This is a genomic window from Acetobacter sp. P5B1 (assembly GCF_018811985.1).
GTDB classification, from domain to species: domain Bacteria; phylum Pseudomonadota; class Alphaproteobacteria; order Acetobacterales; family Acetobacteraceae; genus Acetobacter; species Acetobacter cerevisiae.
Genome location: NZ_JACRVS010000009.1, coordinates 15,905 through 40,318, shown reverse-complemented (window position 1 = coordinate 40,318; position 24,414 = coordinate 15,905). Strand labels below are relative to the sequence as shown.

Annotated in this window: 24 protein-coding genes; 8 read left to right on the top strand and 16 right to left on the bottom strand. The window is 58.0% G+C overall.

The annotated features are described in order from the left end of the window. Positions 1 to 82: 82 nt before the first annotated feature. The 4 genes from KP703_RS07975 to KP703_RS07960 all read left to right on the top strand — a co-directional run bounded on the left by KP703_RS07975 (position 83) and on the right by KP703_RS07960 (position 5,203). Entirely contained in the window at positions 83 to 1,375 is a 1,293-nt protein-coding gene (locus KP703_RS07975) for an NAD(P)/FAD-dependent oxidoreductase (RefSeq protein ID WP_215754424.1), read from the top strand. Positions 1,376 to 1,522: 147 nt separating this feature from the next. Further along, positions 1,523 to 2,059 carry an acetate uptake transporter gene (locus KP703_RS07970; protein ID WP_373687454.1) on the top strand — a complete coding sequence of 179 codons (537 nt, stop codon included), beginning with the start codon at positions 1,523 to 1,525 and terminating at the stop codon, positions 2,057 to 2,059. 158 nt (positions 2,060 to 2,217) lie between these two features. Beyond that, positions 2,218 to 3,267 carry an aromatic ring-hydroxylating dioxygenase subunit alpha gene (locus KP703_RS07965; protein ID WP_215754423.1) on the top strand — a complete coding sequence of 350 codons (1,050 nt, stop codon included), beginning with the start codon at positions 2,218 to 2,220 and terminating at the stop codon, positions 3,265 to 3,267. 286 nt (positions 3,268 to 3,553) lie between these two features. Beyond that, positions 3,554 to 5,203 (top strand): phospholipase C, encoded by a 1,650-nt coding sequence (locus KP703_RS07960; protein ID WP_215754422.1) that lies wholly within the window; start codon positions 3,554 to 3,556, stop codon positions 5,201 to 5,203. Positions 5,204 to 5,255: 52 nt separating this feature from the next. On the opposite strand, the gene KP703_RS07955 is transcribed toward KP703_RS07960, so the two are convergent. Further along, positions 5,256 to 5,843 (bottom strand): NADPH-dependent FMN reductase, encoded by a 588-nt coding sequence (locus KP703_RS07955; protein WP_215754421.1) that lies wholly within the window; start codon positions 5,841 to 5,843, stop codon positions 5,256 to 5,258. 33 nt (positions 5,844 to 5,876) lie between these two features. Beyond that, positions 5,877 to 6,746, bottom strand: a complete 870-nt coding sequence (locus KP703_RS07950) for a pirin family protein (RefSeq protein WP_062248763.1) — start codon at positions 6,744 to 6,746, stop codon at positions 5,877 to 5,879. A gap of 119 nt (positions 6,747 to 6,865) precedes the next feature. On the opposite strand from KP703_RS07950, the gene KP703_RS07945 reads away from it, so the two are divergent. Together KP703_RS07945 and KP703_RS07940 are read left to right on the top strand one after the other, a co-directional pair. After that, positions 6,866 to 7,810: a LysR substrate-binding domain-containing protein gene (locus tag KP703_RS07945; protein ID WP_215754420.1), complete on the top strand. Its 945-nt coding sequence runs from the start codon at positions 6,866 to 6,868 to the stop codon at positions 7,808 to 7,810. Beyond that, positions 7,807 to 9,000 (top strand): low temperature requirement protein A, encoded by a 1,194-nt coding sequence (locus KP703_RS07940; protein WP_215754419.1) that lies wholly within the window; start codon positions 7,807 to 7,809, stop codon positions 8,998 to 9,000. Before KP703_RS07945 ends, KP703_RS07940 begins: the two co-directional genes overlap by 4 nt. A gap of 42 nt (positions 9,001 to 9,042) precedes the next feature. Here KP703_RS07940 and KP703_RS07935 read toward each other — a convergent pair whose 3' ends face one another. From KP703_RS07935 to KP703_RS07920, 4 genes are read right to left on the bottom strand one after another with little or no spacing between them, the layout of a single operon-like run. Continuing rightward, complete coding sequence (locus tag KP703_RS07935) at positions 9,043 to 9,777, bottom strand: hypothetical protein (protein ID WP_215754418.1); 735 nt, start codon at positions 9,775 to 9,777, stop codon at positions 9,043 to 9,045. Positions 9,778 to 9,787: 10 nt separating this feature from the next. Next, positions 9,788 to 11,311: an efflux transporter outer membrane subunit gene (locus KP703_RS07930; RefSeq protein WP_215754467.1), complete on the bottom strand. Its 1,524-nt coding sequence runs from the start codon at positions 11,309 to 11,311 to the stop codon at positions 9,788 to 9,790. 4 nt (positions 11,312 to 11,315) lie between these two features. Beyond that, complete coding sequence (locus tag KP703_RS07925; protein WP_215754417.1) at positions 11,316 to 12,392, bottom strand: HlyD family secretion protein; 1,077 nt, start codon at positions 12,390 to 12,392, stop codon at positions 11,316 to 11,318. Between the two features lie 15 nt (positions 12,393 to 12,407). Then, a complete protein-coding gene (locus tag KP703_RS07920) occupies positions 12,408 to 14,045 on the bottom strand; it encodes an MFS transporter (protein ID WP_215754416.1) in 1,638 nt (545 codons plus the stop codon). 119 nt (positions 14,046 to 14,164) lie between these two features. Here KP703_RS07920 and KP703_RS07915 point away from each other — a divergent pair, with 119 nt between their 5' ends. Further along, a complete protein-coding gene (locus KP703_RS07915; RefSeq protein ID WP_062274122.1) occupies positions 14,165 to 15,088 on the top strand; it encodes a LysR family transcriptional regulator in 924 nt (307 codons plus the stop codon). A 36-nt stretch (positions 15,089 to 15,124) separates the two neighbouring features. Here the strand turns inward: KP703_RS07915 and KP703_RS07910 are convergent, their stop codons facing one another. The 3 genes from KP703_RS07910 to KP703_RS07900 all read right to left on the bottom strand — a co-directional run bounded on the left by KP703_RS07910 (position 15,125) and on the right by KP703_RS07900 (position 18,378). Further along, complete coding sequence (locus KP703_RS07910; RefSeq protein WP_215754415.1) at positions 15,125 to 15,532, bottom strand: lytic transglycosylase domain-containing protein; 408 nt, start codon at positions 15,530 to 15,532, stop codon at positions 15,125 to 15,127. Between the two features lie 144 nt (positions 15,533 to 15,676). Further along, the gene (locus KP703_RS07905) at positions 15,677 to 16,948 is read right to left on the bottom strand and encodes an FAD-binding oxidoreductase (RefSeq protein WP_215754414.1); all 1,272 of its coding nucleotides are present in this window, start codon (positions 16,946 to 16,948) and stop codon (positions 15,677 to 15,679) included. After that, complete coding sequence (locus KP703_RS07900) at positions 16,945 to 18,378, bottom strand: aldehyde dehydrogenase family protein (RefSeq protein ID WP_215754413.1); 1,434 nt, start codon at positions 18,376 to 18,378, stop codon at positions 16,945 to 16,947. Before KP703_RS07900 ends, KP703_RS07905 begins: the two co-directional genes overlap by 4 nt. Before the next feature lie 29 nt (positions 18,379 to 18,407). On the opposite strand from KP703_RS07900, the gene KP703_RS07895 reads away from it, so the two are divergent. Then, on the top strand, positions 18,408 to 19,067 hold the full coding sequence (locus tag KP703_RS07895) for a methylamine dehydrogenase (RefSeq protein WP_252353927.1): 660 nt from the start codon (positions 18,408 to 18,410) through the stop codon (positions 19,065 to 19,067). Here the strand turns inward: KP703_RS07895 and KP703_RS15625 are convergent. From KP703_RS15625 to KP703_RS07860, 7 genes are all read right to left on the bottom strand, one after another. After that, complete coding sequence (locus tag KP703_RS15625; RefSeq protein ID WP_252353926.1) at positions 19,064 to 19,567, bottom strand: cytochrome c; 504 nt, start codon at positions 19,565 to 19,567, stop codon at positions 19,064 to 19,066. The genes KP703_RS07895 and KP703_RS15625 overlap by 4 nt on opposite strands. Then, the gene (locus tag KP703_RS07885) at positions 19,545 to 20,018 is read right to left on the bottom strand and encodes a cytochrome c (RefSeq protein ID WP_062143320.1); all 474 of its coding nucleotides are present in this window, start codon (positions 20,016 to 20,018) and stop codon (positions 19,545 to 19,547) included. Before KP703_RS07885 ends, KP703_RS15625 begins: the two co-directional genes overlap by 23 nt. Continuing rightward, positions 20,015 to 20,617, bottom strand: a complete 603-nt coding sequence (mauA, locus tag KP703_RS07880) for a methylamine dehydrogenase (amicyanin) small subunit (protein ID WP_082779751.1) — start codon at positions 20,615 to 20,617, stop codon at positions 20,015 to 20,017. Before mauA ends, KP703_RS07885 begins: the two co-directional genes overlap by 4 nt. Continuing rightward, positions 20,604 to 21,197 carry a redoxin family protein gene (locus KP703_RS07875; RefSeq protein WP_215754412.1) on the bottom strand — a complete coding sequence of 198 codons (594 nt, stop codon included), beginning with the start codon at positions 21,195 to 21,197 and terminating at the stop codon, positions 20,604 to 20,606. The genes mauA and KP703_RS07875 overlap by 14 nt, the downstream gene beginning before the upstream one ends. Next, a complete protein-coding gene (locus tag KP703_RS07870; RefSeq protein ID WP_252353925.1) occupies positions 21,197 to 21,721 on the bottom strand; it encodes a MauE/DoxX family redox-associated membrane protein in 525 nt (174 codons plus the stop codon). Before KP703_RS07870 ends, KP703_RS07875 begins: the two co-directional genes overlap by 1 nt. Then, entirely contained in the window at positions 21,718 to 22,923 is a 1,206-nt protein-coding gene (locus KP703_RS07865; protein ID WP_373687459.1) for an amine dehydrogenase large subunit, read from the bottom strand. Before KP703_RS07865 ends, KP703_RS07870 begins: the two co-directional genes overlap by 4 nt. A gap of 68 nt (positions 22,924 to 22,991) precedes the next feature. Then, positions 22,992 to 24,320, bottom strand: a complete 1,329-nt coding sequence (locus KP703_RS07860) for an amino acid permease (protein WP_252353924.1) — start codon at positions 24,318 to 24,320, stop codon at positions 22,992 to 22,994. Positions 24,321 to 24,414 lie beyond the last annotated feature (94 nt).

Here is a 24,414-nt window from a genome sequence, read left to right as displayed (position 1 = left end):
TCATGAACCGATCCTTTGCGCGCAAAGCCTTTTCCAAAAATCACCCTTCGGCTGACTTTCTCAAAAGAGGCACGTAAAACTCATGGCACCCAGGTCTGAAATTCTGATTGTCGGTGGCGGCGTGGCGGGGCTGGCTCTTGCAACACGTTTAGGAAAAACACTTGGCAGGCAAGGCAAAGCACGCATTACGCTAATTGATAAAAGCTTCTCGCACGTCTGGAAGCCCATGCTGCACTGCTTTGCAGCGGGCACCGTGCTGAATGAAAATGATCGCATTAGCTTTATCTCTCAGGCCAGCCAGCATCATTTTGAATTCTGGCCGGGCGAGGTCATTTCGGTCGACCGCGCCAAACGCGAGGTTGTTTTAAGCCCCTTCCATGCGTCTGACGGCACCAAAGTGCTGGAAAGCCGCACCATGACGTATGATGCCATTGTTCTGGCCGTCGGCAGTTGCGCCAATGATTTTGGCACCCCCGGCGTGACAGACCATTGTCTGTTTATTGACAATCTTGTTGAAGCCAATGCTTTCAATGAGAAGTTCCGAATGGAAATTCTCAAGTCCTTTGCCAATAGTTCCAAGCTGGATATTGCCATTGTCGGCGGTGGAGCGACAGGCACCCAGCTTGCGGCTGAACTCCATAAATCTTTGGAAATTGTAGACCCGGTCAGCCTGCATGCCTTTGGCAAAGCGCCTCCCAAACTCAGCGTCACGCTGCTTCAGTCCGGCCCGCGCATTCTTCCTGCCTTTCCTGAATCCGTCTCTGCCGCGGCGCAGCAGGAGCTTGAGCGGCTGGGCGTTAATGTCCGCACGTCGGCCCGCGTTGCCGCAGCGGACGCAACCGGCTTTACCCTGAAGGACGGCTCACACGTATCCGCCACCCTGCGGGTGTGGGCAGCGGGCGTCAAAGCCCCGGAAGTCACCAAGGCCTATGGCGGCCTTTCCCTCAGCCGTTCCGGGCAGATTGTGGTCAACCCAAACCTGAGCTCCGTAGATGATGACAGGATTTTTGCCATGGGGGATTGCTCCTTCATTACCGAGGAACCATTACCCGCAACAGCACAGGTTGCCCGACAGCAGGCCTGCCACTTAGCCACACATCTGCCTGCCTGGCTGGAACAGGGAACACCCGTCCCCTCCTGTATCTTCCACAACAAAGGGGCGATTGTCGCACTTGGCAATTACAATGGCTGGGCCGCTTTTCCGGGAGGCCGCGTGGTCGGTGGCGGCCTGATGCATGGGCTCTCCGCCCGCATGGGCCACATCATGTTGTATCGCCGGCACCAGATGGAACTGTTCGGGGTCTTCCGCGGCATGGCCTCTATTTTTGCCGATTGGGTTGAAACCATCATTCGGCCGCCGGTGCGTCTGGATTAAGCTCGCCAGACCCAGCCTGCCCCCCGTTCTGACAGATTTGTGAGCAATCCAGAATGTGATCAGAATACCATCGGATTTTAATATCTTTTCCGCCTCACACAGTCATAGGATAAGGAATAACACTAATAATAAACAGGAATAAATCCGGTGAATAACGAAAAATTCTATGCCAATCCGGGCCCGCTGGGCCTGATGGGATTTGGCATGACGACGGTTCTCCTCAACCTTCATAATGCCGGGCTGGTGTCCATGGGGTCCGCCATTCTGGCCATGGGCCTCATTTTTGGGGGTGCCGCGCAGATTTTTGCCGGGATCCTCGAGTTTTTCAACGGGAATACGTTTGGGCTGACGGCCTTTACCTCCTATGGCGCGTTCTGGATTTCTTTTGTTCTGCTCATTGTTCTTCCCCATTTTGGGGTGATCGCGGCCTCCTCCCCTGCCCTCATCGGTAGCTATCTGCTCATCTGGGGCCTTTTTACCGCAATCCTTTTTATCGCGACCCTCAGAGCCTCCCGGGAATTGCAGGTAATTTTTGCAACACTTGTCATTCTCTTCGGGCTCCTCGCCGCCGGAGAATTCACCGGGCAGGCTATTTTCACCACCATTGCGGGCTTTGAGGGGCTGATCTGCGGATTTTCCGCCATCTATCTGGCAGGCAAAGAACTTTTACAGGTGCGAAACTGACACTTTGGCAGAAAGTGAGAAGCGCTTTCTCCCCCCGCTCTCATTTCCAGAATGGCCACACCGTAAAACAAGTATATCCATAAGAATATAATCAATGACATAGTTTGCCTGAAGGGGTGACTGTAGCACCCCGCTTTCGCCCCCTCAGGAGCTTTGACGTGACGACATCAGCCAGTGCCAGCAAGACCGACGCCAGACTGCCCCGTGATGTGAGTTTTCATGAAGAGGACTGGCTCATTCTGGCGTCTTACTGGTATCCGGTCGCCCTTGTTCGGGAACTTGAAGAAAAACCGCTGGGTGTAACGCTGCTCGACGCCCCTCTTGTCCTGTATCGGGCCGGGAATGAGATTGTTATTGCGGATGATCTCTGCCCCCATCGTGGCGTGCCCCTCAGTATGGGTAAGGGAAATGGGCAGACCGTGGCCTGTGCCTATCACGGCTTCCAGTTTGGCCCGCATGGCCGGTGTGTAAAGGTCCCGGCGCAACCCGACAACGCCATCCCCAAACGCCTGAATTTGCAAACTTATCCCGCAGTGGAGCGGTATGGACTGATCTGGACCTGCCTGCGCCCTCAGGGAGAGGCTTCACTTCCCGCTATGCCCCATTGGGACGAAGCGGGTTTTCAGCAGATTACCTGCCCATGGATTGATATTGGCGGCTTTGCGGGGCGGCAGGTGGAAGGGTTTATCGACGTCGCCCATTTTGCCTTTGTGCATACAGAAACATTTGCAGACCCGGACAACGCGGTTGTGCCCTCATACATGCCCAAAATTACGCCCTATGGCTTTGAGGCCGAGTATCGCAGCGATGTAAGCAACTATCCGGTTGGGCATAAAGACCATAAGGGCAGTGAGTTCGAATGGCTCCGCCATTTCCGGGTGCATGTGCCCTTTACGGCAACGCTGGAAATTCATTTCCCAGAGGATAAACGGCTGGTGATCATGAACGCTGCCTCGCCCGTGTCTGCCCGAAAAACCCGGATGTTCGCCCCTATCTGCCGTAATTTTGATACGACACTCCCTGTGCAGGATGTTTACGATTTTAATCGTAAAGTGTTTGAAGAAGACCGTGCATTGGTCGAAGCCCAGAAACCTGAAAACCTGCCACTGGATACGTCTCTGGAGGTCCACGTCATGGCGGACCGTAGCTCCATTGCCTACCGGCGCGCGTTACGCACCATTGGCCTGAGCCAGTTTTTTACATCCTGAAATCGTTCGAAAGGCCGGAGAGGCTCGCGGCGCACTCTCCGGCTCCCTATGCTGTTTCCGGCGTGAGCACGTATAGAAATCGCCCGGCGCTACGTCCTTACTAGCAAGTAATGTTAATGTTTTTTGAAATTCACACAGGATCCTTCATCGCGCGCATTCCAAAAAACCGCCCTCTCACTGTAAAAATTTCTAAATTTTTATAGAAAACGCTTTTTTTCTGTTCTTCATCAAAGACGAAATCTTATGCTATAAGCCCCGCTTCGAAGCCGATTTTGCAGGGATGCCCATGTTCAAAACTTTTTGCAGCATTTTGTGCCTGAGTACATCACTGCTGACACTCGCCTCTTCCGCATGGGCAGCCGAGCCTGACACTACGACCAAAACGCCAATCAAACATCTGGTCGTGATCTATCAGGAAAACGTCGCGTTCGATCATTATTTTGGCACTTATCCTGTAGCGGCCAACCCGGCCGGGGAACCTGCTTTCAAGGCCTCTCCGCAAACGCCGCATGCCAATACCCTGCTCAGTGCGCATTTGCTGGAAACAAACCCTAATACAAACCCCGAGAACGGAAAAAATGCATCGCTTCCGTTCAGGCTAGACCGCACGCAGGCCAGCACCGCAGACCAGAACCACCTCTATACTGCCGAACAGATGGCCTATCATGATGGCCATGCCGACCTGTTCCCCCGCTATACAGGCCGCGGCACGTCCGGCGGCACCGGAGCCTTTGCCACCCGCGGGCAGGTGATGGGCTATTTTGATGGCAATACCGTCACCGCCCTGTGGAATTACGCCCAGCGCTTTGCCATGAGCGACGCTGCTTATACGGACACCTACGGCCCCTCCACCCCCGGCGCGCTGGAGGCCGTCTCTGGCCAGACCAATGGCATGAAAATTATTGCCACTACCCAGAAGCCCTCCACCAAAGAGGCTGTCTCGCCTTATATTGCGGATGGTCAGGGCGGCTGGACGATGATCAATGATATTGATCCGGCTGGCGATGTCTGCTCCGTCAAAGGCAATCAGGTGATGATGACCGGTAAGAATATCGGTGACCTGCTGACGGCCGGCAATGTGTCCTGGGGCGGCTTTATGGGCGGCTTCAATCTGCAAACCAAAAATAGTGACGGCACAACAGGCTGCCAGCGCGCAACATACTCCCCTGTCGTGCATGAAATGATTGCCGATTACATTTCACACCATAACTGGTTCCAGTATTATGCCAGCACGGCAAACCCGACGCACGCACGCCCCAGCTCACTCGCAGCCATTGGTCATACCCTGAGTGCAGACGGCAAAACGCGTGACCCGGCCAACCATGAATATGATCTGGAAGACTTCAAAGCTGTTGTCGCAGCGCATCGTCTTCCGGCCGTCTCCTTCATCAAACTGCCAGCATTTCAGGATGGCCATGCTGGCTATTCCGACCCGCTGGATGAACAGCAGGGCATCGTCCCACTGGTGAACATGCTGCAACAGCAGCCGGAATGGCGCGATACCGCCATCCTTATTGCGTATGATGATTCAGACGGCTGGTATGACCATGCCTTCATCAAACCTCAGCACGGATCTTTTGATGCGGAAGTTGACCAGTTGAATGGTCCGGGCCGCTGCGGAACCGGCACGCCTTTCCCGGGCGTCGAGGACAAACCCGTCAATGGACGGTGCGGACCGGGCACACGCATCCCGTTTATCCTCATCTCACCGTGGGCACGCAGCAATGCCGTCAGTCATGTCCAGATCACCCAAAGCTCCATTCCCCGCTTTATCGAGGATAACTGGCTAAACGGCCAGCGCCTTGGCGGCGGCTCGTTTGATGCCGTGGCCCACGACCTCAACGATCTGTTCGACTTCACCGCGCCTCCGCGCCTCACCCCGCTCCTGCTTGATCCGGAAACGGGAACGCCTCTTTCTCAGCCAGCGTCCAAGTAAAGTTTAATCGCTGATCAGGCTGGATGCACTACAGCATCCAGCCTGAATGCTTTCATACGTTTCCGGATTTATGCGGTGCAATCTGATGCGCCAGATCAGCAAGTGCCGCAATCTGGCGCGTCAGATAAGCCCGGGTTGACGGGTCCGTCAGCTCCAGCCGGTCCGTATCAAACTTGCTCATTGCCTGCCCGATCATCACTTCAGGCCTGTTCAGAACAAACGCATCCAGAAAAACAAGGCTCTGCCGCAGGTGATATTGCGCCCGCGCGCCACCGATAGCTCCGGGAGAAACCGTCTGCAAAGCCACCGCTTTTCTGGCCAAAGGCTGCGGTGTCACTCGGGACAGCCAGTCCAGCGCATTTTTTAAAACACCGGGGATGGAATAGTTATATTCGGGCGTCACAATAATCAGCCCGTCTGCCGCACGGATCTGCTCTGCCATGGTCAGAACGGGAGCAGGAAATCCCTGCTCCTGCACATCCTGATCATAATGCGGAAGCTCCGCTACGGACCCCAGAGACGTAATGGTAATGCCTTCCGGAGCTAGTTCGGGCAATGTTCGGGCTACAATACCGTTCAGTGACCCTTTACGCAGGCTCCCCAAAAGCGTGACAAAATGAAGTGGTGCAGTGTGCGTCATCAACTTTTCCCTTTTTTGCTCTTTTCTGATTTATCAGGCGTGAATGCCGCCAAATCGCCCGCCATTGAAATCCTCAATCGCCTGCCGGATCTCTTCCTGCGTATTCATGACGAAAGGTCCGTATCCTGCAATCGGCTCATTCAGCGGCTCTCCCGTCAACACCAGAAAGCTGGACGCTCTGGAGGCTTGCAGCGTCACAGTAGCCCCCTCATGCCCTAACAAAGCGAACTGCGCGGCACCGAGTTCCTGCGTCCCGTTCAGAATCAGATGCCCCTCCAGAGAAACAATGGCCGCGTTGTGCCCTTTGGGCAGATCCAGCGTAACCTGCGCCCCTTCATGCAGCACACCATCCCACACGTTCAGTGGAGAAAAGATGCGGGCTGGCCCATGGGTTCCCTCATAGTCCCCGGCAATAATCCGCAGATGGCCAGCCTTGTTGGCCAAAGGCACCGTCGGGATATTCCCCGCAAGGATGGTCTGGTACGCCGCAGGCACACCTTTGTCCTTTGCTGGCAGGTTCACCCACAACTGCACCATGCGGAAACTGCCGCCGGTTTTGGCGTAGGCCGGAGAATGGAATTCCTCATGCTGGACGCCATTGCCTGCCGTCATCCACTGCACATCACCCGGCCCGATAATGCCACCGCCGCCTGATGAATCCCGGTGTTCAACCTCACCATCGTAAACAATGGTTACGGTCTCAAACCCCTTGTGCGGATGCTCCCCTACGCCCCGCCGTGCGTCGGTGGGTTTGAATTCATGCGGCCCGGCATAATCGAGCAGCAGAAACGGGCTGAGATGTGTGCCGAACTGACTGTAGGAAAACAGCGAGCGGACGGGAAAACCATCCCCTACCCAGTGGCCCCGATCATTCCCATACGTGCCAAGAATTTTCTTTTGCATTGTCATCATCCTGTCTGATTGCCCGAGGCCTGTGCCTCTTTGCTTGATAAGGAATATGCGTTGCTCTTATTGTCGCAGGAAGAGCGCTCAATCGAACAATGCGTTCCACAGGCAGGACGATGAGAGACCTCAACGACTTTGAATATTTTGCGCAGGTCGTCAAACACGGCGGCTTTTCCGCAGCGGCGCGGGCAACCGGCCTCCAGAAATCCCTCCTCAGCCGACGGGTCCGCCTGCTGGAAGACCGGCTGCATACGCGCCTCATCCAGCGCTCGTCCCGCCATTTCAGCGTAACAGAAACCGGGCATCGGTTTTATGAACATTGCCTGACCATGCTGGCGGCTGCCGACACTGCCGAGCAATCCGTCGCCCAGCTTCAGGCCGAACCCTGCGGACAAATTAGGCTGAGCTGCCCTGTGGCACTTCTGACTTTTCAGTTCGGCGCGTTGCTGGCCCGCTTCATGCTGCGCTACCCCGCTGTCACCCTTCAGCTTGAAAGCACCAACCGGCAGGTGGATGTCCTGAAGGAAGGGTTTGACCTCGCCATCCGCGTGCGCTTTCCACCCCTCGCTCCGTCCGACCTCGTCATGCGGACGCTCGACACCAGCACGCAATGCCTCATTGCCGCGCCCTCTCTGGTGCCCAAGCCTCTTGCCTCGCCTGCTGATCTGAACGGCCTGCCCAGTCTGGACTTCAAAACCCACCCCGGCACCCATTCGTGGCTGCTGGAAAATCAGCAGGGGCAGACCGCCACGGTTTTTCATGAACCCCGCCTTGCCACGGATGATATGGCCGTCCTGCGGGAAGCCGCCCTGATTGGCAGCGGGATTGTGCAACTCCCCACCATGATGATCTGGCAGGATATTGAGGCCGGACGCCTTGTGCAGGTTCTGCCCGGCTGGCAGCCCTGCGCAGGCATTATCCACGCGGTTTTCCCATCCCGACGCGGGCTTGTGCCCGCCGTGCGCGCCCTGCTTGATTTTCTGGCGCAGGAATGTGCTACGCAACGCGGGTTTGCCGCAGAAGCGTTCAAGGCGCCCCCTTCTCAACGGAGTTCTTCATGACTGCACAGGATGTCTCATCTCATCCCCTCATGCGCCAGCCGGGAGCAGATAATACCCGCGTAATGAATGAGGAACTGTTTTTTGATCTGGTCTATGTGTTTCTAGTCACCCAGATCAGTCATGGCCTGCTGCATCATCTGACTCCTCTGGGTGGCCTGCAAACCCTCATCCTCTGGTTCGCGGCATGGCTCGGGTGGCAATATACCGGCTGGGTGACAAACTGGTTTGACCCGCGCGTGCCCGCCCTGCGCGGCGTGCTGTTTCTCACCATGGCACTGGCCCTTGTCTGCGGCGCTGCGGCCCCTGAAGCGTTTGGGGAGCGCGGGCTGGCCTTCGCGCTGTGTTACACCCTCATGCAGGTCGGCCGCTCCGCCTTTATTGTCTTCAGCCTCCCTGCCTCGCACCCTCTTGCCCCCAATTACCGCCGTATTCTGGGCTGGGGTATCATTGCCGCCTGCTTCTGGATTGTAGGCGGGCTGGCCTCACCGGAAGCCCGTGTGCCGTTATGGGCCGCCGGGGTCGCCTGCGAATATTTTTCTCCCATGTTCGGGTTCTGGCTGCCGGGACTGGGCCGCTCCCATACGTCGGACTGGACCATTTCAGGCAGCCATATTGTGGAACGCTGCCAGCTGTTTGTAATTGTCGCCCTTGGGGAAACCATCATGGCCTCCGGTCTTTCCCTTGCGGAAAGTGAGCACTGGTCATGGATTGAGTTTGGCGGGTTTGGTGCAAGCTTTCTCTGCACGCTCGCCATGTGGTGGCTCTATTTTGAAACCTCCAGCGAGGAAGCCGAACACGCCATCACCAGCTCCTCCGATCCGGGCCGGATGGGAGCGTACTTCCATTATCTGCATGTCATCCTGATTGGCGGGATTATCGTCACCGCCGTCGCCATGGATATGCTTCTGGAAAATCCGGTTGAGGAGGCCAAAGGGGCCCCTGCTCTGGTCATGACGCTCGGGCCAGCCCTCTACCTGCTGGCCAGCACTGCCTACCGCTGGGTGGCCACTCGCAGGCTGGCCGCCAGCCAGATGGTCGGCGTAGGTTTGCTGCTTCTGGTCGGGTTTGCCGGGCAGTCGCTTCCTTTATGGATACTGGCATTCTGCGAAACGACGCTGTTCCTGATCATCAGCGTTATCGGGTCCGGCAAAGTCGCACGGAGCAAGGCCTGTTTCGGGAAAGCTCCCTAAAAGCCTGCGACCTAACCGGCGGCGTACCCTGCGCCGCCCCGGTCAGACCGAAGCCACATCCGTCAGCAAAACAACAGCCTGCTCCTGCGCCATCACCGTCAGATCTCTGACATCACTCACAGCCGCCGCATCCCCCGCTTGCAGCACCGCGCCGGCCACGCTTACAACACCCGACACCACCAGCAGATATAAGTCACGGTTTACACTGGTGCTGTAAGCCGCCCCCTCTCCCGCTGGTATAACGGCATGCAGCAGGCGTGCGCCCGCACTCAGGGCCACTGGCGCGCCATCTGTAACGACCTCACTTTCCTCGGGGTCATCTTCAGGGAAACCGGACGCCAGAATTCTAAAGCCACCATCTTCCCCTTGCGGAAAACTGAGGCGGCTTTCCTGCCGTGGCATCCCTTCATCCGTATCCGGCAAAAACCAGAACTGGAGAAAAGACGCCCCCTCCGGCCCGGCTTGCCATGCCAGCTTCTGGCAACCTGAACCCGTGCTGATCAGATGCAATCCGTCGGCCTGAATCTCCTCCGGTGCAAACGCGTCAATCTGTGCCGTCAGGCTCCCTGCCCGCACCCATGTCACCACGTCAACCGCAGCTTCAGGCCCCAGATGATAGACCTCAGAGGGACGCAGCGTGCCCTGATTGAGAACCCGCAATCGCCCATCATGCTGATGGGCAGGGTCCTGATAATCCGCAAAAGCAAAATGGCACTGGAGCGTCAGCGTATCCGACTGCGCGGAACTAAGGGTCGCGCCTCGTCTCACTGTTATCATGGATTATCCCTCAGGCCGGTATTCTGGCAGGCGTCTTTTCAGGATAGATATCCTGCCACCCTCCGCCCACAGCGCGATAGAGATGCGTGACAGACCCGGCCACCTGCGCCGTGGCTGTAGCCAAAGCGCTCTGTGAGGAGAGCAGCGCATTCTGCAAAGTCAGCACATTCAGGAAGTCAGACGCCCCCTGCACATACTGAGCTTTGGCCGTTTCCACAGCAATCTCGTTCTCATGCACGGCTTCCGCCAGTTCGTCGCGCCGTCTCTGGGCCGCGGTAAAGTCCGCCATGGCGTCATCAATTTCCTGCCAGGCTTTCAGCACCGTGCGCTGGAACAGGGTGGCGGCTTCCTTCTGCTGCGCCTTGCGCAGATGCAGCTGGCCGGTCAGGCGTCCCCCTTCAAAAAGTGGCAGCGTCGCCGTCGGACCAAAGCCATACTGACGCGAAGCCCATGACCCTAACCCACTGAACTGAAGCGCCTGAATATCCAGACTGCCGGAGAGCGTCACACGCGGGAAAAAGTCCGCAATCGCCACACCAATGGCTGCCGTCGCCGCATGCAGATGGTCCGCCGCCATGCGGATATCTGGCCGACGCTCCGCCAGTTCCGACGGCAGGCCAACCGGCACCACAGCTGGCACGGACGGAATGCCCGAAGGTTTGCCCAGTTCGGCATCCAGCGCACCCGGCTCCCGCGCCACAAGGAAACTCAGCGCATTCAGCATATGCGTTTCCTGCGCTTTAAGGGGAGCCAGACGAGAGGTGAAGGTATGCAGCTGGCCCGTCGCCTCCGCCACATCCAGCCGCGTTGCCGCCCCCTGCTGGAACCGCAGGCTCGTCAGCCGAACACTGTTGTTGGCCACGTCGATATTATGCTCAAGAATGCCAACCTGCGTTTGCGTAGCCCGCAGGTCGATATAATCCTGTGCCGTCTCGGCCATCAGGGAAACCAGCGTATCGCGGCGCATTTCCTCGGTTTCCTGCGTCGCTGCTGTCGCCGCTTCTACCTGGCGCCGGACATGCCCCCAGAAATCCACTTCCCACGAGGCATTCATCCCGTATTGCGGCAGATTGAAGGAAGGATTGCCCACGCTCCCCGGCAGCGCCGTCGGACCAAAGCCCTGTGAGCCTGAGGCAATAGAGCCCGCCTGCTCCCGCTCCATGGTGCCAAGCAGCCCCAGCACACCATTCGTGCTGGCCCGCTCCCGCCCATAGGAGGCATTGGCTTCCACATGCGGCATCTGCGCGGCACTGGCTATGCGCCGCTCTGCCTGACTTTGCATCAGGCGCAGACTGGCGGCTTTCAGGTCCAGATTGGAGGACGCGACCTCATGTTCCAGCTTCGTCAAAGCGGGATCATTAAACAGTTTCCACCACTGCGGATCGGTGGACGCCGTGGTGACGCGGCTTTCCGCTGGGGGCTGCGTATCCCGCCATGCGGCAGGTGCCTTGACCTGCGGCTTGTGATAGGTCGGCCCGACTGTGCAGCCCGCAAGAACCACCATGGAAAACCCGGCAAGAAGAAAGCGCTTCATGGCGTTACTGCCAGACATAGCGAGCGTCATTGGCATGCGGCCCTTCCGGCTTTGAAGACGTATCGATATTGGCTTCCACCGACATGCCAACCCGCACCCTGGCCGCCAGCGGCTGGTCCGCATCAAAGGTCAGCTTGACCGGAATACGCTGGACCACCTTGGTAAAGTTGCCGGTGGCATTGTCTGGCTGGATAGGAGCAAAGGCCACGCCCGTTGCCGGAGCCAGTGAGTCCACATGCGCCTTGAGCGGATGGCCGGGGAACGTATCCACCCAGATGGTCGCCCGCTGCCCTGCCTGCACTTTGGTCAACTGGGTTTCCTGAAAATTGGCCAGCACATAAGCGGCATGGGTCGGCACAACCGCCAGAATACCCGTGCCCGGATGCACATAATTCCCCACGCGCACGCCACGCTCACCCACCACGCCATCCATGGGGGCCGGAATGGTGCAATAGGACAGGTTAAGGTCTGCCTGCTTTTCATCCCCCTGTGCGCGTACCAGCACACCACGAGCCCGCTCAAGCTGACCTTTCAGCACCGCCACCTGACGGATGGCGGCATCTACCCCGGCCTGATCACGCGCAATGGCAGCTTCGGCTTCCTTCTCATGCGCTTCGGAGGACTGCTTCTGCTCAATGGTCCCCGCCCCACCGGAAGACAGGTTGCGGTATCGCACCGCATTCTGCCGGGCAAACATCAGATTCGCCTGATCCGCCTGCACGGCCGCCCGCGCTTCTGCAATGACTGCATCCTGCCGCGCCAGTTCGGCCTCAAGGTTGGTCACATCCCCCTGTGCGGCCAGCCTGTTCCCCTTCGCCACATCCAGTGCGGCGCGGTAATCATCGTCCTCAATATGGGCCAGTTCCTCGCCCGCATGCACCTGCTCGTTGTCCTGCGCAATAACGCGGTCAATACGCCCGGAGACCTTGGGCGCAACCGTCGGGAAATCCGCCGTTACATAGGCATCATTGGTGTACTGGTTCACACCATCCCCATTGACCCAACGCGCCCCGCCCCACGCAATAAGGGCAAGAACACCGGCGGCACAGCCTGCGTAAAGCAGAGGTTTTTTGTAAATCATGGTCAGAGTTCCGGATTAACGAGCGGGAGTGTTGGGAGACGGCGCACGGGGCGGATAGACACGATGCGGCAGCACCAGGTTCATCACCGCATAGCCAAGGCAGACGACAATCAGCAGGGCGTAGATATCGTTGAGTGCGAGCACGAGAGACTGCTCATGCACGTAGGTATGAAAGACCTGCAGGGAGTTCCGGGCCACATGCCCGCTATCGGGCGACGTGCCGGAAAGCTGCTGCGTGATGGGATTCCCCATACCCTGCAAAGCCAGAGCATGCGTGCCGTGATGGTCCAGCAACATCGTGGAATGATACTGCTCACGCCGGCGGCTGAGTGCGGCAAACAGCGCATAAGCCACTGCATTGGCCAGCCCCTTGAGCATGTTCACCATGCCGGAGATGAACGGCCCATCCGCAGGCCCCATCGCCATGGTCGCCAGCATCAGGGTCGGGATCACCGTCATCGGCTGACCGAAGACCTGCAGGATCTGGAGCGGATAGAAATTGTCCCGCACCCAGTCCACCGTCAGCCACGTGCCCAGCCAGGCCGAACCCGCAAGGCACAGCATGCCCCCAGCCAGCACAAAGCGGCAGTCCACCTTGCGGCGGTTACAGATGGCCGCAATCAGCGGCAGCATAATCAACTGCGGGAGCGCGACCACCAGTGAGACGGGGGCCGCCTGAATAGGCCGATAACCCCGCACAGATTCCAGATACAGGGCCGGAATTTCCCCCATGATGGAGCAGATTGCCAGAATACCGACCAACGAGAGCAACGACGCCTGAATATTGCGGGACCGCCAGTACTGAATGCGGAAATAGGGGCTGGGATGATAGGCCTCGTTAATGACGAACACGATAAAGGCCGCCATGCCCCAGAAGGTCAGATTGGTGATGAGGGGCGAACGGAACCAGTCGAGCCTGTCCCCCTGATACAGCACCGTCACCAGTGAGCAGATGGCCGGCACGCCCACAATCAGCCCGAACCAGTTGAACTTCTCAAACCGCTCAAAATGCATGGGGTCACGCGGCAAGCCATACGCCATCATGCCCACGGCAACCACGGCAAGCGGGATAATCTCCCAATACAGCCAGTGCCAGCCCACATGCTCAAACCAGAAGGCTTCCAGCGGCAGGCCAAGATTAGGCCCGAAGGTCGCGCTCATGGCATAGCCACCAATACCGAAAACGCGGATCTGCGGTGGCAGATATTTGAGCATCACGGTCATCAGCACCGGCGGCAGACAGCCCCCCGCCAGCCCCTGAAAGGCCCGCAAAATACAAAGCGATGTCACATCCGGCATGAACGGCGCGGGGATGGACAGGATCGCCATCACCGTCGTCATAAAAATGGAAAAGCGGTAGATTGAGAACGTCATATAGAACCACGGCGTGAAGGCCATGGCGGCAATATTGAACGCCTCATAAATGGAGATGACCCACGTCCCCTCATCGTGGCCGATATGCATCGCGCCGCGAATGTCGGACAGGCCGATTTCAGTCACATGTTCATTAAAGCCTGCAATATGCACCGCCAGCAGCATGCCAAGGCAGCCAATGACAGTCCGCAGACCAAAAGGCGGAATATAGGACGGTCGCGGTGGCGAGGCGTGAACGACAGGCTCACCGACCGCCTGTGGAGGGGCGACGTTGTTCATGGCCGCACATGATCCTGAGAGGCGCCTGCCGACAACCCTCATTTGTGGAAAGCGACGACTTCGATTTTCGGAAGAATAATTTCTGGTCAATCCGCCAGACAAAATCTATTTCTGGAGGGATGAAACGCTACGATCTCGATCTGCTTCGTTACCTCAAGGTGTTGACTGAAGAAGAGAGTGTATCCCGTGCGGCCCGCCGCATGAAGGTCAGTGAACCAGCCATGAGCCGCCAGCTCGCCAAACTCCGCACCACCTTTGCAGACCCCATTTTAGTGCAGGCGGGTCGGCGTATGATCCCTTCGGCCTTTGCCACCGGGGTTCTCAGTCAGGTGCAGGATCTGGTCCACAGTGCGGACAGCCTGCTGGAAACGCGTGCCCTCGCCAATCTGGCCAACATGGCCCCCACCTTCACCATCCGCGCGAATGATCTGGTGGTGGCTGCCCTCGCCCTGCCGCTTCTGAAAGCCCTCAAGCAGGAGTGCCCGCGCTGTGAAGTGATATGGGCCCCGGAGCTGGATGCCGCGGCCTCTGACCCGTTACGGGATGGCGGGATTGACCTGTATCTTGGCGCGACCGACCTGATGAAGCCCGAAATCCGACGCCAGACAGTCCTGCGAGACCACATGCAAGGACTGGTGCGGAAGGATCACCCTATTCTTGCCGCTCCCATCACGCCTCAGAGCATGGTGCTTTACGATTACATCAGCGTCTCCCGCAGAGGCCGGGCACGCGGCCCCATCGACTGGATGCTGCAAAACCAGCACGGCCTGACACGCCGGATCGCCATGGTGGTTCCCACCTATCATTGCATGGTGGAAAGCATGAAGGAGACGGACCTCATCCTTCCCCTCCCCGGCCTTGTCATCAACCATATCTCGTTGAAGGCTCTGGGGCTGGCCTCTTTTGAATTCCCCCTCTCCCTACCAAGCGTTGAAGCTTTTCAGGCCTGGCACCCCCGGCGGGATACGGACCCGGTCCACCGCTGGCTGCGGGAAACACTGTTCCGGGTCTCCCGCAAAGTGTTTGAAAAATGCACCCCTTAAAGCGGATCTGGCTGGCTCGCGCGGAAGCACGCCCCGTCATTTATTAGCGGCAAACATGGAGGAGGCCATGTTCAGCACCTTCCGCCTGTAAGCCGCACTCAGCGTTGGCGTGTGGGAATGATAATAGCCGATAGCCCGCATCACATCGCCATGCGCCTCATCAATATAAGTCCGCATGATGAGCGCTGAGGCCGCCACATTAAAACAGGGATCTGAAATCAGGCGCGTTGCTGTTGCAGGCACGGAGAGATGACGAATATCAGCCAGCGGCTGCACCCAGCGCGTATTGATCTGCATCAGGCCCAGATCCGCACTGCCATCCCCGTTCGGATGCACCATCCCTGTCACACCCCCTTCGACTTTCTGGATCACAGGCAGAACACGCGGGGGAATATGGTAATGGTTGGCGCTGGCAATCATGCAGGCAAGAAGTGAAACGGGCATTGTCATCCTGAGTTCAGCGGGCTGTGGCTGCCCCCCCTTTTTGACGTTTGTCTTAAAAGAGCACCGGAGCATCCCGCTTTTCTCCCTATGGACCCAGTCAGACTTTTTCAAGGTCTGGACTGGAAGCCCAGCCCTCACCGTGCATCAGACGCGCCCCAGCCGGTCCGCCAGCCGCCCCCATAAGATGCGCCCTGCCACACCCATTTTCCACCCAAAATGCCCGGCTATGGGTTTGACCGGGGTTGGCGGGAACAGCGGCGTGCCCTGCCCCGTCACGTATTGTGCGATATGTTGCCCCATAACCGTCGCCATCGCCACGCCACGCCCGTTATAGCCCACACAGGCCAGCAAACCCGGTTCCGGCTCATGCCAGTGAGGATAATGGTCCAGCGTGACACCCAGCTGCCCGTTCCAGCCATGGGTCCAGCTGATATCGCGCAGTTCCGGCCAGAGCGTTAACGCCCGCTGAACCAGATACGGAAAAGCCGAAGCCCCGTGTAAATGATGAGAATAGGATCGGCCGCCCATCAGCAACCGTCGCTGGGCATCCACCCGGTAGTACGTCGTAATCTGGCCCAGTTCATACAAAACTTCGTGCTGCGCCAAAATCCGGGCCGCATACTCTTCTGGCAGCGGAGCGCTGGCGACAATGCCGCTATAGACCGGGACCACAGACCGCCGCAAAGCATCCCACGCTTTGTCTGTATAGCCATTGGTTGCGAACAGCAGCTTATCGGCGCGGACCGAACCCTGCGCTGTCTGCACCTGCCACGCATCACCCTGCCGGGCAAAAGAGGTGACCCACGTTCCCCCATACAGGCTCGCCCCGGCTTTAGCCGCAGCCTGAGCAAGGCCGCGCGTATAAGCCAGAGGGTCAAGCTGGCCGCCCCGTGCATCCAGCATCCCACCGCAATACAGAGCATTGCCGGACCGTGCCTGCATGTCCGCTGGCTCCAGCCATTGCACCGGCCAGCCGCGCTTCAGGCACTCGTCTGTCAGTTGCCGCAAAGGCGCAAGTTGGGCGGGCGCTGTAGCAGCTCTCAGCGTTCCGCCACGCAGGGCCGAGCACGCAATGCCATGCCGTTCAATCAGATCAAAAACCAGGTTGGGCGCATTCCAGGCTGCGTCCACAAGAGCCGGACCATAAACCGGCCCGAAATCCTGCTCCACTTGCGAGGGAAGAGGTTTGAGGCCGGGATTCACCTGCCCCCCGTTGCGCCCGGAAGCCCCCCAGCCGGGCTGTTCGGTCTCCAGAACAACCACCTTCACACCTTTTTCAGCAAGGTGCAGCGCTGCCGAAAGCCCGGTCAGACCAGCCCCTACAATGACAATATCGGCATGCGTGCTGCCACCCAGAGGCGGATAGACCAGACCACCCCCGCCATCTGCTGCGTAAAGGCTGGCTACCGTGTTCATGCGCCCTCGCCATATCCAATAATAGCTTTAATTTCCAGAAAGTCTGTCAACCCGAAGGAACTGCATTCGCGCCCGTTGCCGGACTGACCATAGCCACCAAATGGTGCGGCCACGGTCCATGCTGCCCCGTTGATATTCACGTTCCCGGCCCGCAGGCGGCGTGCCACGGCTCTGGCGTGCTTCAGGTCACCAGACTGAACATAGGCTCCCAAACCATAAGGCGTGTCATTGGCAATCTGAATGGCCTGCTCTTCATCATCATAGGCCAGAATAGACAGAACCGGCCCGAAGATTTCCTCACGTGAGATAGTCATATCCGGCACAACATTCCCAAACACGGTAGGCTTGACGTAATACCCGGTTTCCAGCCCCTCCGGCCTCCCAAGGCCGCCCGTTACGAGGGTCGCGCCTTCTTCAATACCTTTGGCAATCAGTTTTTGAATACGATCATACTGCACGGCACTCACAACCGGGCCAAGCTGCGTGGTTTCATCCGCCGGAGAGCCCATTTTGAAGGATTCAGCAGCCGTTTTGGCAATCTGCATCGCCTGTTCCATCTGCGCACGCGGCACAAGCATACGGGTGGGCGCATCACAGGACTGGCCGGAATTGCTAAAGCAGCCTTTAACACCTCGCGTTACGGCATCTTCAAAATCTGCATCAGGCAGAATGATGTTTGGTGATTTCCCGCCCAGCTCCTGATGAACGCGTTTGACTGTGTCCGCTGCCAGTTTTGCAACAGCAATACCAGCACGGGTCGAACCGGTAATGGAAACCATATCCACATCCGGGTGGCTGGCAATAGCTTCCCCCACACCGGGGCCATCACCGTTGACCATATTATAAACGCCCGGCGGCAGGCCTGCCTCATCCAGAATTTCCGTAAAGACCAGAGCACTGAGCGGTGCGACCTCGCTGGGCTTCAGCACCACCGTGCAGCCTGCGGCCAGCGCGGGCGCGACCTTGCACATAATCTGGTTCATCGGCCAGTTCCACGGCGTAATAAGCCCTGCAACCCCAACCGCCTCGCGGGTGATCAGAATATCATCCCGCATTTCGTCAAACACGTAGGTTTTAAGGGCTGAAATCATTTCTTCCAGATGCGCCATACCAGCCCATGCCTGACTGTCCCGCGCCCGGGCAATGGGGGAGCCCATTTCCTGAGAAATCGCCTGCGCCATATCTTCAGAGCGCTTTTTGTAGACAACAAGAATACGCTCCAGCACAGCCAGACGCTCTTCCCGCGTGGTGACGGACCATGCCGGAAAAGCCTTGCGGGCAGCGGCCACCGCCCGGTTTACATCCTCAACTTCCCCAAGGGCGATCGTGCTGCACACCTCTTCCGTTGCAGGATTGATAACATCCAGCGTGCGGCTATCCACCGGGTTAACCCACTGGCCATTATAATAAAATTGCAAAGCATGAGACATGGCGTGCTCGTTCCTTAAAGGAGGATATTTTGATCGACCATCAGGCCATTTGTTGCAATAGTCAGGCAAACAACCGGGAACTGATGGATATGAAGGCTCTGATACTGGCGCAGGGCACACTGTGGATCATCATGGTGCTGACTGCCGCTGTTGCCCTGCTGCTGCTCAAACAGATTAAAGCACTGTACCGCAAAATTGCGCCCCTTGGCGCTCTCGCTCCGGTCAACCCCACGGCCTCCCGGCTGGATGCCCATCCCCAGACAACCCTGGACGGGCAGGACGTCATCATCGGTGGTCAGAGGTCCAATGGCAGAAAATTGCTGCTGCTGTTTGTTTCCGGTACCTGCCCGATTTCGCAAAAAATGGTTTCCATTACCCGTGATTTCTGCGTTCGTGAAAAACTCGACCTGCTGTTTGTGGGGGATGACACCCCGCAGGCGCAGGAAGAAGCGGTCTCCACCCTTGGCATTACCCCGCGTGACATGGTCAATTCCGCTACAATCGGCCGTCTGCTGGGCGTAGACCGGGTTCCCTTTGCGGTGCTTCTGGCCCCGGATGGCACGGTGGACGCGCGCGGGCTGGTCAACAACCGGGAACATCTGGAAAGCCTGCTGAGCGTTATGGAAACGGGCCACAGCTCCATTCAGTCTTTTCTGGAAGCCAACCCGCATGCACTTTCGCTCTCTTAACGGGGGCACTGCGCCGCAGCGCGGGCCAGCACCTCGGCCCGTAAGGCCAGAAGATCCGTTGAGGCAATCGGCTGTGCCCTCAAGGTATGAATTTCCGCAGCCGTAAAAGGCTTGGTGCCTGCCGGTGTGCTGGCCCCACCCATGCGAAACAGCACAAAATTCATGACATCTGCCAGTTCCTGATCATCCCGGATGAGCGACATGGAAACACCCGGCACCCGCCCGATATAGGCCCGCCCCTCTGCTGAGCAGGCAAATGTACCAACGTGGTCTCGCAAAATCGGCACAAATGTACGGGCTGAAACACCCTCAATCCCGTGGCAGCCACCACAATGAGTCAGATAGTTTGTGGTCGCATGGTCCAGCATCGCGGCCCCTGCTGTGGGCGCTGTGTCAGCCCACAACAGAAACGCAGACATCGCCCCTGCCAGACAAACCATGCGTCTGGCAGGCCGCAGCGTGCATTCCCCTACAACATTACGGAATAGGGTGAGCAGCATTCAGCGCATTCCGTTCAGCCTGAACTTCCGGACCTTTCTTGGGGGTTGCGCGGGCTGCCTTCACATCATCCGCCGTAATGGTCGGGGCCGGTGAGGTATCACCCAGAGACGCCACATAGGTCAGCACAGCCGCAATATCATCATCAGAGAGCGCCTTGAGAGACGGCATGAACCCGGCATAAGCCGCGCCACCGGCCTGAATGGGGCCGTGCAGACCGTTCAGCACAACATCCATCAGATATTTCTTGCCTTCAGGCGTAGCTGCAATTTTATCAATCCGGTTTTTCAGAACAGGAAACTGGCCCGGCATCCCTGCCCCACCAGCCTGATGGCATACGGAACAGTTGGTGTTGTAAACCGTCAGCCCGTCAGAGGCTGCGTGGGCAGAACCCGCCAGAACCGGAGCCGCGGCAAGAACACCAGCCAGAAGACGTAAACCGTGTTTAATCATGATGCATTCCCAACAATAACAGAAGTCGAACAATTATAGATCAGTGCGCCTGTACCAAAGCACCAGATGATATCATTATTGGCCTGAGGCCGGTAGCTCGGCTGGTCACCCTCCGTGCCAACGCACAGGGGCTGGCTGCACGCATCCTGTCCGCAACAGTCCCGATACGCAACAAGGTAGGACTGCCCGTCTCCGGGATTAAAGCAGGTGCCAATCCATGAGGTAGGTGAAGGGCTCGTCCCCGGTGGGCAGCTATGCACACCACCGCCGCAGGACGCACACAGGAACCCGTCAATCGCGCAATAGCGCCAGTAATTACAGGCCGTAGGGTCCGTCGTCTGGGCATCAGCCGCAAACGGCGTGGGCGCTTTGAATTTGGGCTTAGCGGCCTGCGCGGCAGACGCCCGCTCAACCGGCAAAGTCGGGATCAACGCCCCGAACGTCACCCACGCCCCAACGCGCCCAAGCAGGCCGCGGCGGGAACTATGACCAGCAACGTGGCGGGTCAAACGCTCAATCGTGCGGTCCAGCAGGCTGTGTGCCGTGCCGTCCTTTTCAGCGCGCGTGCCGGACCGTGCGGACACATCAGACTGCGACATGAGAGGTCTCCTTCATTTGGGCCGGACGTGCCTGCGGCAACGTAGCAACCAAAGATTCAATTTCGCGGCGGCTGCTGGCAACGTCCCGCGCGGTGATGACACCACGGGGGTCAAGCACCACCAAAGTCGGCAGACGGCCAATCTGCATCAGCAAAAGCAGTTCCATGCTGACCAGCAACGGCACACCACCCAGCGGCGTCCGCTGCGCCATGGCCGAAAGGGCAGCAACATCGCCCTCGCCTATCAGCACCAGATCAAGCCCATGCTCCTGCGCCACAGCACGCGCCACAGGCAGAGCACGCTTACAGACGGGGCAATCAGCCGAGACAAACATCAGCATCATGGCGCGGCCAGTCGCACTGGCACCCCCAATGGCAACCGGCGCATCAGCCAGCGTGCGGGCGGTGACCTGAGGCAGCGCCTGCCCGGCCTGCAAGCCGGACAGAACCGGCTGCACGCCAATGGGAGCCAGCCGCTCATGCAGCACACCAATCTGGCGGGCCAGCACAAACACACCCAGCGCCAGCCCCAGTGTGAAGACGGTCAGCAACAATGTGGACACTGTGAGAATAATCAGCATCAGTTCAGAGCCTCCGCGCCAGTAAGAGACGCCGTTGCCACACACAGCAGCAGAAGGGAAACGCCCATAAGCAAGCCTTCAACACACAGCAGACCAAACTCCGGCTGACCGCACAGCCCAACCAGAAAAACCAGCACGGCCAGCACCACATTACGCAACACAGAAGCCCATGACAGGCGCGCATCCACACCGGGGATACACCCGCAGGACAGATGCGTGCGGCCTCGTGCCACGTTGATCCCCATCGCAGCCGCAAACACCAGCAGCAACACCGCCGAGACCAGTCCAGCCGCCAGTGTAGCTGCACCAGAGAACAACCAGATCCCGAGAAGGGTTTCCGTCACAATAATGGCGTAGGCAGCCGGAAACGCCGCATCAAGCGGCAACAGGCGATAGGCTGCAATATCTGAGGCAAACCGGGCGCTGTCAGTAGCTTTGCCAATACCGGTGAACAGGAACAGCGCACCAAACGCCCCGCTGCCCAACGCCCCCAGCATCTGAAGTAAAAGGTTATGCACGCTCATTCACCCAGCGCGACAGTGAAGTACAGGTCATCGCCCAAATGAGACATCTTGTGCAGCAGCCTGCCGCTTTTCATGTCCCAGATAAACAGATCCCCCGCATTATCGTTGGTAAACAGGAGCGGTTTGTCATCCTGCGTGACGCCTACCATTGTGGCCGGCACAGGCAACGGAATACGCCGCACCAGTTTATGCGTTGCAGTATCCAGTTCCCAGATTTCCGTGCCCGGCTTTTTATGGGTCCAGAATGTGCCTTCATGCATCAGCACAAACAGGTGCCCGCTGGCATAATGGAGAGCAGAGAGCTGCCAGCCGCCCGGACGCCATGTTTTAGCGAAAGGTGCCTCAGCAGCAGGGGCTTTTTTCATACCAGCCGCTTCCTGAATAGACCAGGGTGCTTCCACCTTGCTGTCAGCAGACAAGGCGGTGGGATAAACAAGGCCGCTATAGGAAATAAACCACGTTTTGCCATCAGACCGCCGGGTTGGGCTGTGCTCAAAAACAGCGTCCTTTTCCGGGTCAAAAAACGGCTTGGTGTGCGCAACCTCTGCTTTGCCGTCCTTCAGGCGGACATTGGCAAGGCCACCGTCCGCACAGATGGACGTAAACCCGTCATTCCCCCACGGATAGGCCAGGGCGCAACCCGGCAGATCCACAGTCTGGGTGACCTTATGTGTGGCCGTATCCACAACATGTACCGCATTGGTGGGCACCATGGAAAACACATACACACGTCCGCCATCCTGACTGATTGCAAGATCATTTTTCTTGGGCGTAACAAGCGCCCTGCCCGGCAGCACTTCATCATTCGTAATGGTCAGCGTCTGCGGGTCATACGCAGGCAGAAGGTCAAGACGATCTCCGCGATTACCGCGAGACCAGACCGTCTCCGCCACATAAAACGCCCGGCCTTTGGGGTCCTGTACAACATTGCCGTTATAGGCCGCCTGCACCATGCCAAGCAGCTTCCCCTTGTCCGCATCCACAACGTAAATACGGCCATCCTTGGCGTGTGTGCCCGCAGTATCCTGCACCAGAATACGATGCGGCGTGACCGGAGAAAGCTTGATAATGTCGCTTTCTTCTTCCTGCACAACCGGCTCATCTGCCCACGCTTTAAGAGACGCTACGGAAGAGGCTCCCTGTGCCACAAGACCCAGCACAAGAGCCGCCGAGCCGGACCGGAGAGCTGTGGAATAGCGCATAAAATCAAACCCCTTGGCTGATAGAGCAGATGAATACGCAGCAGCACTGCGCAGGGAGAAAAAGAGTGTCATTCTCTGGCTCCAGATGCAACGCCACCGGAACGAAGCTTTATCCAGCCACCCAACGTAATAAGGCACAGGGCGACCGCCCCGACAGCCAGTTCATGCCGTGTTTCCGGCGCACCCAGCATGGAAAGCAGAACCCCCACGAGCATGATGATCGCCAGCCAGCCCTTCCATGCGCCCGGCCGATACAGCCGCAACCGCGCACAGACAATGAGGATATTATAGACCATGATAAATGCGCCCGTTGTGGCGACCAGAAAGGCAAACACCACACCGGGCGAGAGAACGGCCGTGGCAGAAACCAGCAACGCTACAGCAGCACTGGCCAGCACCGCCCGGCGCGGCAGATGCGCCTGTGGCGCCATGACCTGCAAGGCGCGTGGCGCATCCCCCCTGCGGGCCATTTCATACACGACGCGGGATGTGGCGTATAAACCTGAATTAAGCGTCGACAATGTTGCGGACAGAATGACCAGCGTCATAACCACACTGACATAGGGCACATGGAAGCGCTCAAGCGTCATGAGGAAAGGTGAAATTCCACGCACGCTCTCCGACCAGGGCAAAAGGCACAAAATCAAGGTGATTGAGGTCAGATAAAAGACCAGCAACCGCACCGCAACCGTGCGCGTAATCCGAGCAATATTGCGATCCGGATTATCTGATTCCAAAGCCGCAATGGTCGCAATCTCGCTTCCCGTCATGGAAAACAGAACAGTGGGCACAGCAGCCAGAAAGGCAAAAGCGCCCATCGGCATAAAGCCACCATGCCCCAGAAAATTGTCTGCAACCGGCACAGAATGGCTGCTCAGCAACACAACACCAATCACGACAAACAGACAAATGGCGGCAACCTTAATCAGCGCAAACCAATACTCACATTCGCCGTAATTTCTGACAGACATCAGATTGATGGCCGTCATGACGGCAAGAATGACAATTTCAATCACCGCATACGGCACAGGCACATAAGGCGCGATGAGTGACGCCGAGGCAATCACTTCCACACCAAGCGTCGTCACCCAGACCATCCAGTAAACCCACCCAGCCACAAAACCGGGCAATGGCCCCAGCGCATGCCGGATCTGGCTGACAAAAGACCCATGCCCCGGCGCATGCAAAGCAATGTCTCGCAGCATGATATTGACCAGAAAAACCATCAGGCCGGAGAGGGCGTAAGAAATCAGGACGCTCGGCCCTGCCGTCAGAATAGCCCCCGAGGACCCAATAAAAAGCCCCGCGCCAATTACACCACCAAGAGAAATCATGGTGATATGCCGCGGCCTCAGGGTATGCGCCAGTTGAGAGGAAGAGCTCTGGACGACAGTCATCGACAACCACCTTCCGCCCACTGCTGCGCCTCTCCTGAAAGCCCCCCAGCACCCTTCAGGCACATACTGCACAGTGACATGAGGATCTTGGCTC

Bases quoted from the DNA above. Each gene is read 5' to 3' on its own strand.
- KP703_RS07975 (WP_215754424.1), top strand. From the start codon at position 83: ATGGCACCCAGGTCTGAAATTCTGATTGTCGGTGGCGGCGTGGCGGGG.
- KP703_RS07960 (WP_215754422.1), top strand. From the start codon at position 3,554: ATGTTCAAAACTTTTTGCAGCATTTTGTGCCTGAGTACATCACTGCTG.
- KP703_RS07955 (WP_215754421.1), bottom strand. From the start codon at position 5,843: ATGACGCACACTGCACCACTTCATTTTGTCACGCTTTTGGGGAGCCTG.
- KP703_RS07950 (WP_062248763.1), bottom strand. From the start codon at position 6,746: ATGCAAAAGAAAATTCTTGGCACGTATGGGAATGATCGGGGCCACTGG.
- KP703_RS07945 (WP_215754420.1), top strand. From the start codon at position 6,866: ATGAGAGACCTCAACGACTTTGAATATTTTGCGCAGGTCGTCAAACAC.
- KP703_RS07940 (WP_215754419.1), top strand. From the start codon at position 7,807: ATGACTGCACAGGATGTCTCATCTCATCCCCTCATGCGCCAGCCGGGA.
- KP703_RS07935 (WP_215754418.1), bottom strand. From the start codon at position 9,777: ATGATAACAGTGAGACGAGGCGCGACCCTTAGTTCCGCGCAGTCGGAT.
- KP703_RS07930 (WP_215754467.1), bottom strand. From the start codon at position 11,311: ATGAAGCGCTTTCTTCTTGCCGGGTTTTCCATGGTGGTTCTTGCGGGC.
- KP703_RS07925 (WP_215754417.1), bottom strand. From the start codon at position 12,392: ATGATTTACAAAAAACCTCTGCTTTACGCAGGCTGTGCCGCCGGTGTT.
- KP703_RS07920 (WP_215754416.1), bottom strand. From the start codon at position 14,045: ATGAACAACGTCGCCCCTCCACAGGCGGTCGGTGAGCCTGTCGTTCAC.
- KP703_RS07915 (WP_062274122.1), top strand. From the start codon at position 14,165: ATGAAACGCTACGATCTCGATCTGCTTCGTTACCTCAAGGTGTTGACT.
- KP703_RS07910 (WP_215754415.1), bottom strand. From the start codon at position 15,532: ATGCCCGTTTCACTTCTTGCCTGCATGATTGCCAGCGCCAACCATTAC.
- KP703_RS07905 (WP_215754414.1), bottom strand. From the start codon at position 16,948: ATGAACACGGTAGCCAGCCTTTACGCAGCAGATGGCGGGGGTGGTCTG.
- KP703_RS07900 (WP_215754413.1), bottom strand. From the start codon at position 18,378: ATGTCTCATGCTTTGCAATTTTATTATAATGGCCAGTGGGTTAACCCG.
- KP703_RS15625 (WP_252353926.1), bottom strand. From the start codon at position 19,567: ATGCTGCTCACCCTATTCCGTAATGTTGTAGGGGAATGCACGCTGCGG.
- KP703_RS07885 (WP_062143320.1), bottom strand. From the start codon at position 20,018: ATGATTAAACACGGTTTACGTCTTCTGGCTGGTGTTCTTGCCGCGGCT.
- mauA (WP_082779751.1), bottom strand. From the start codon at position 20,617: ATGTCGCAGTCTGATGTGTCCGCACGGTCCGGCACGCGCGCTGAAAAG.
- KP703_RS07875 (WP_215754412.1), bottom strand. From the start codon at position 21,197: ATGCTGATTATTCTCACAGTGTCCACATTGTTGCTGACCGTCTTCACA.
- KP703_RS07870 (WP_252353925.1), bottom strand. From the start codon at position 21,721: ATGAGCGTGCATAACCTTTTACTTCAGATGCTGGGGGCGTTGGGCAGC.
- KP703_RS07865 (WP_373687459.1), bottom strand. From the start codon at position 22,923: ATGCGCTATTCCACAGCTCTCCGGTCCGGCTCGGCGGCTCTTGTGCTG.
- KP703_RS07860 (WP_252353924.1), bottom strand. From the start codon at position 24,320: ATGACTGTCGTCCAGAGCTCTTCCTCTCAACTGGCGCATACCCTGAGG.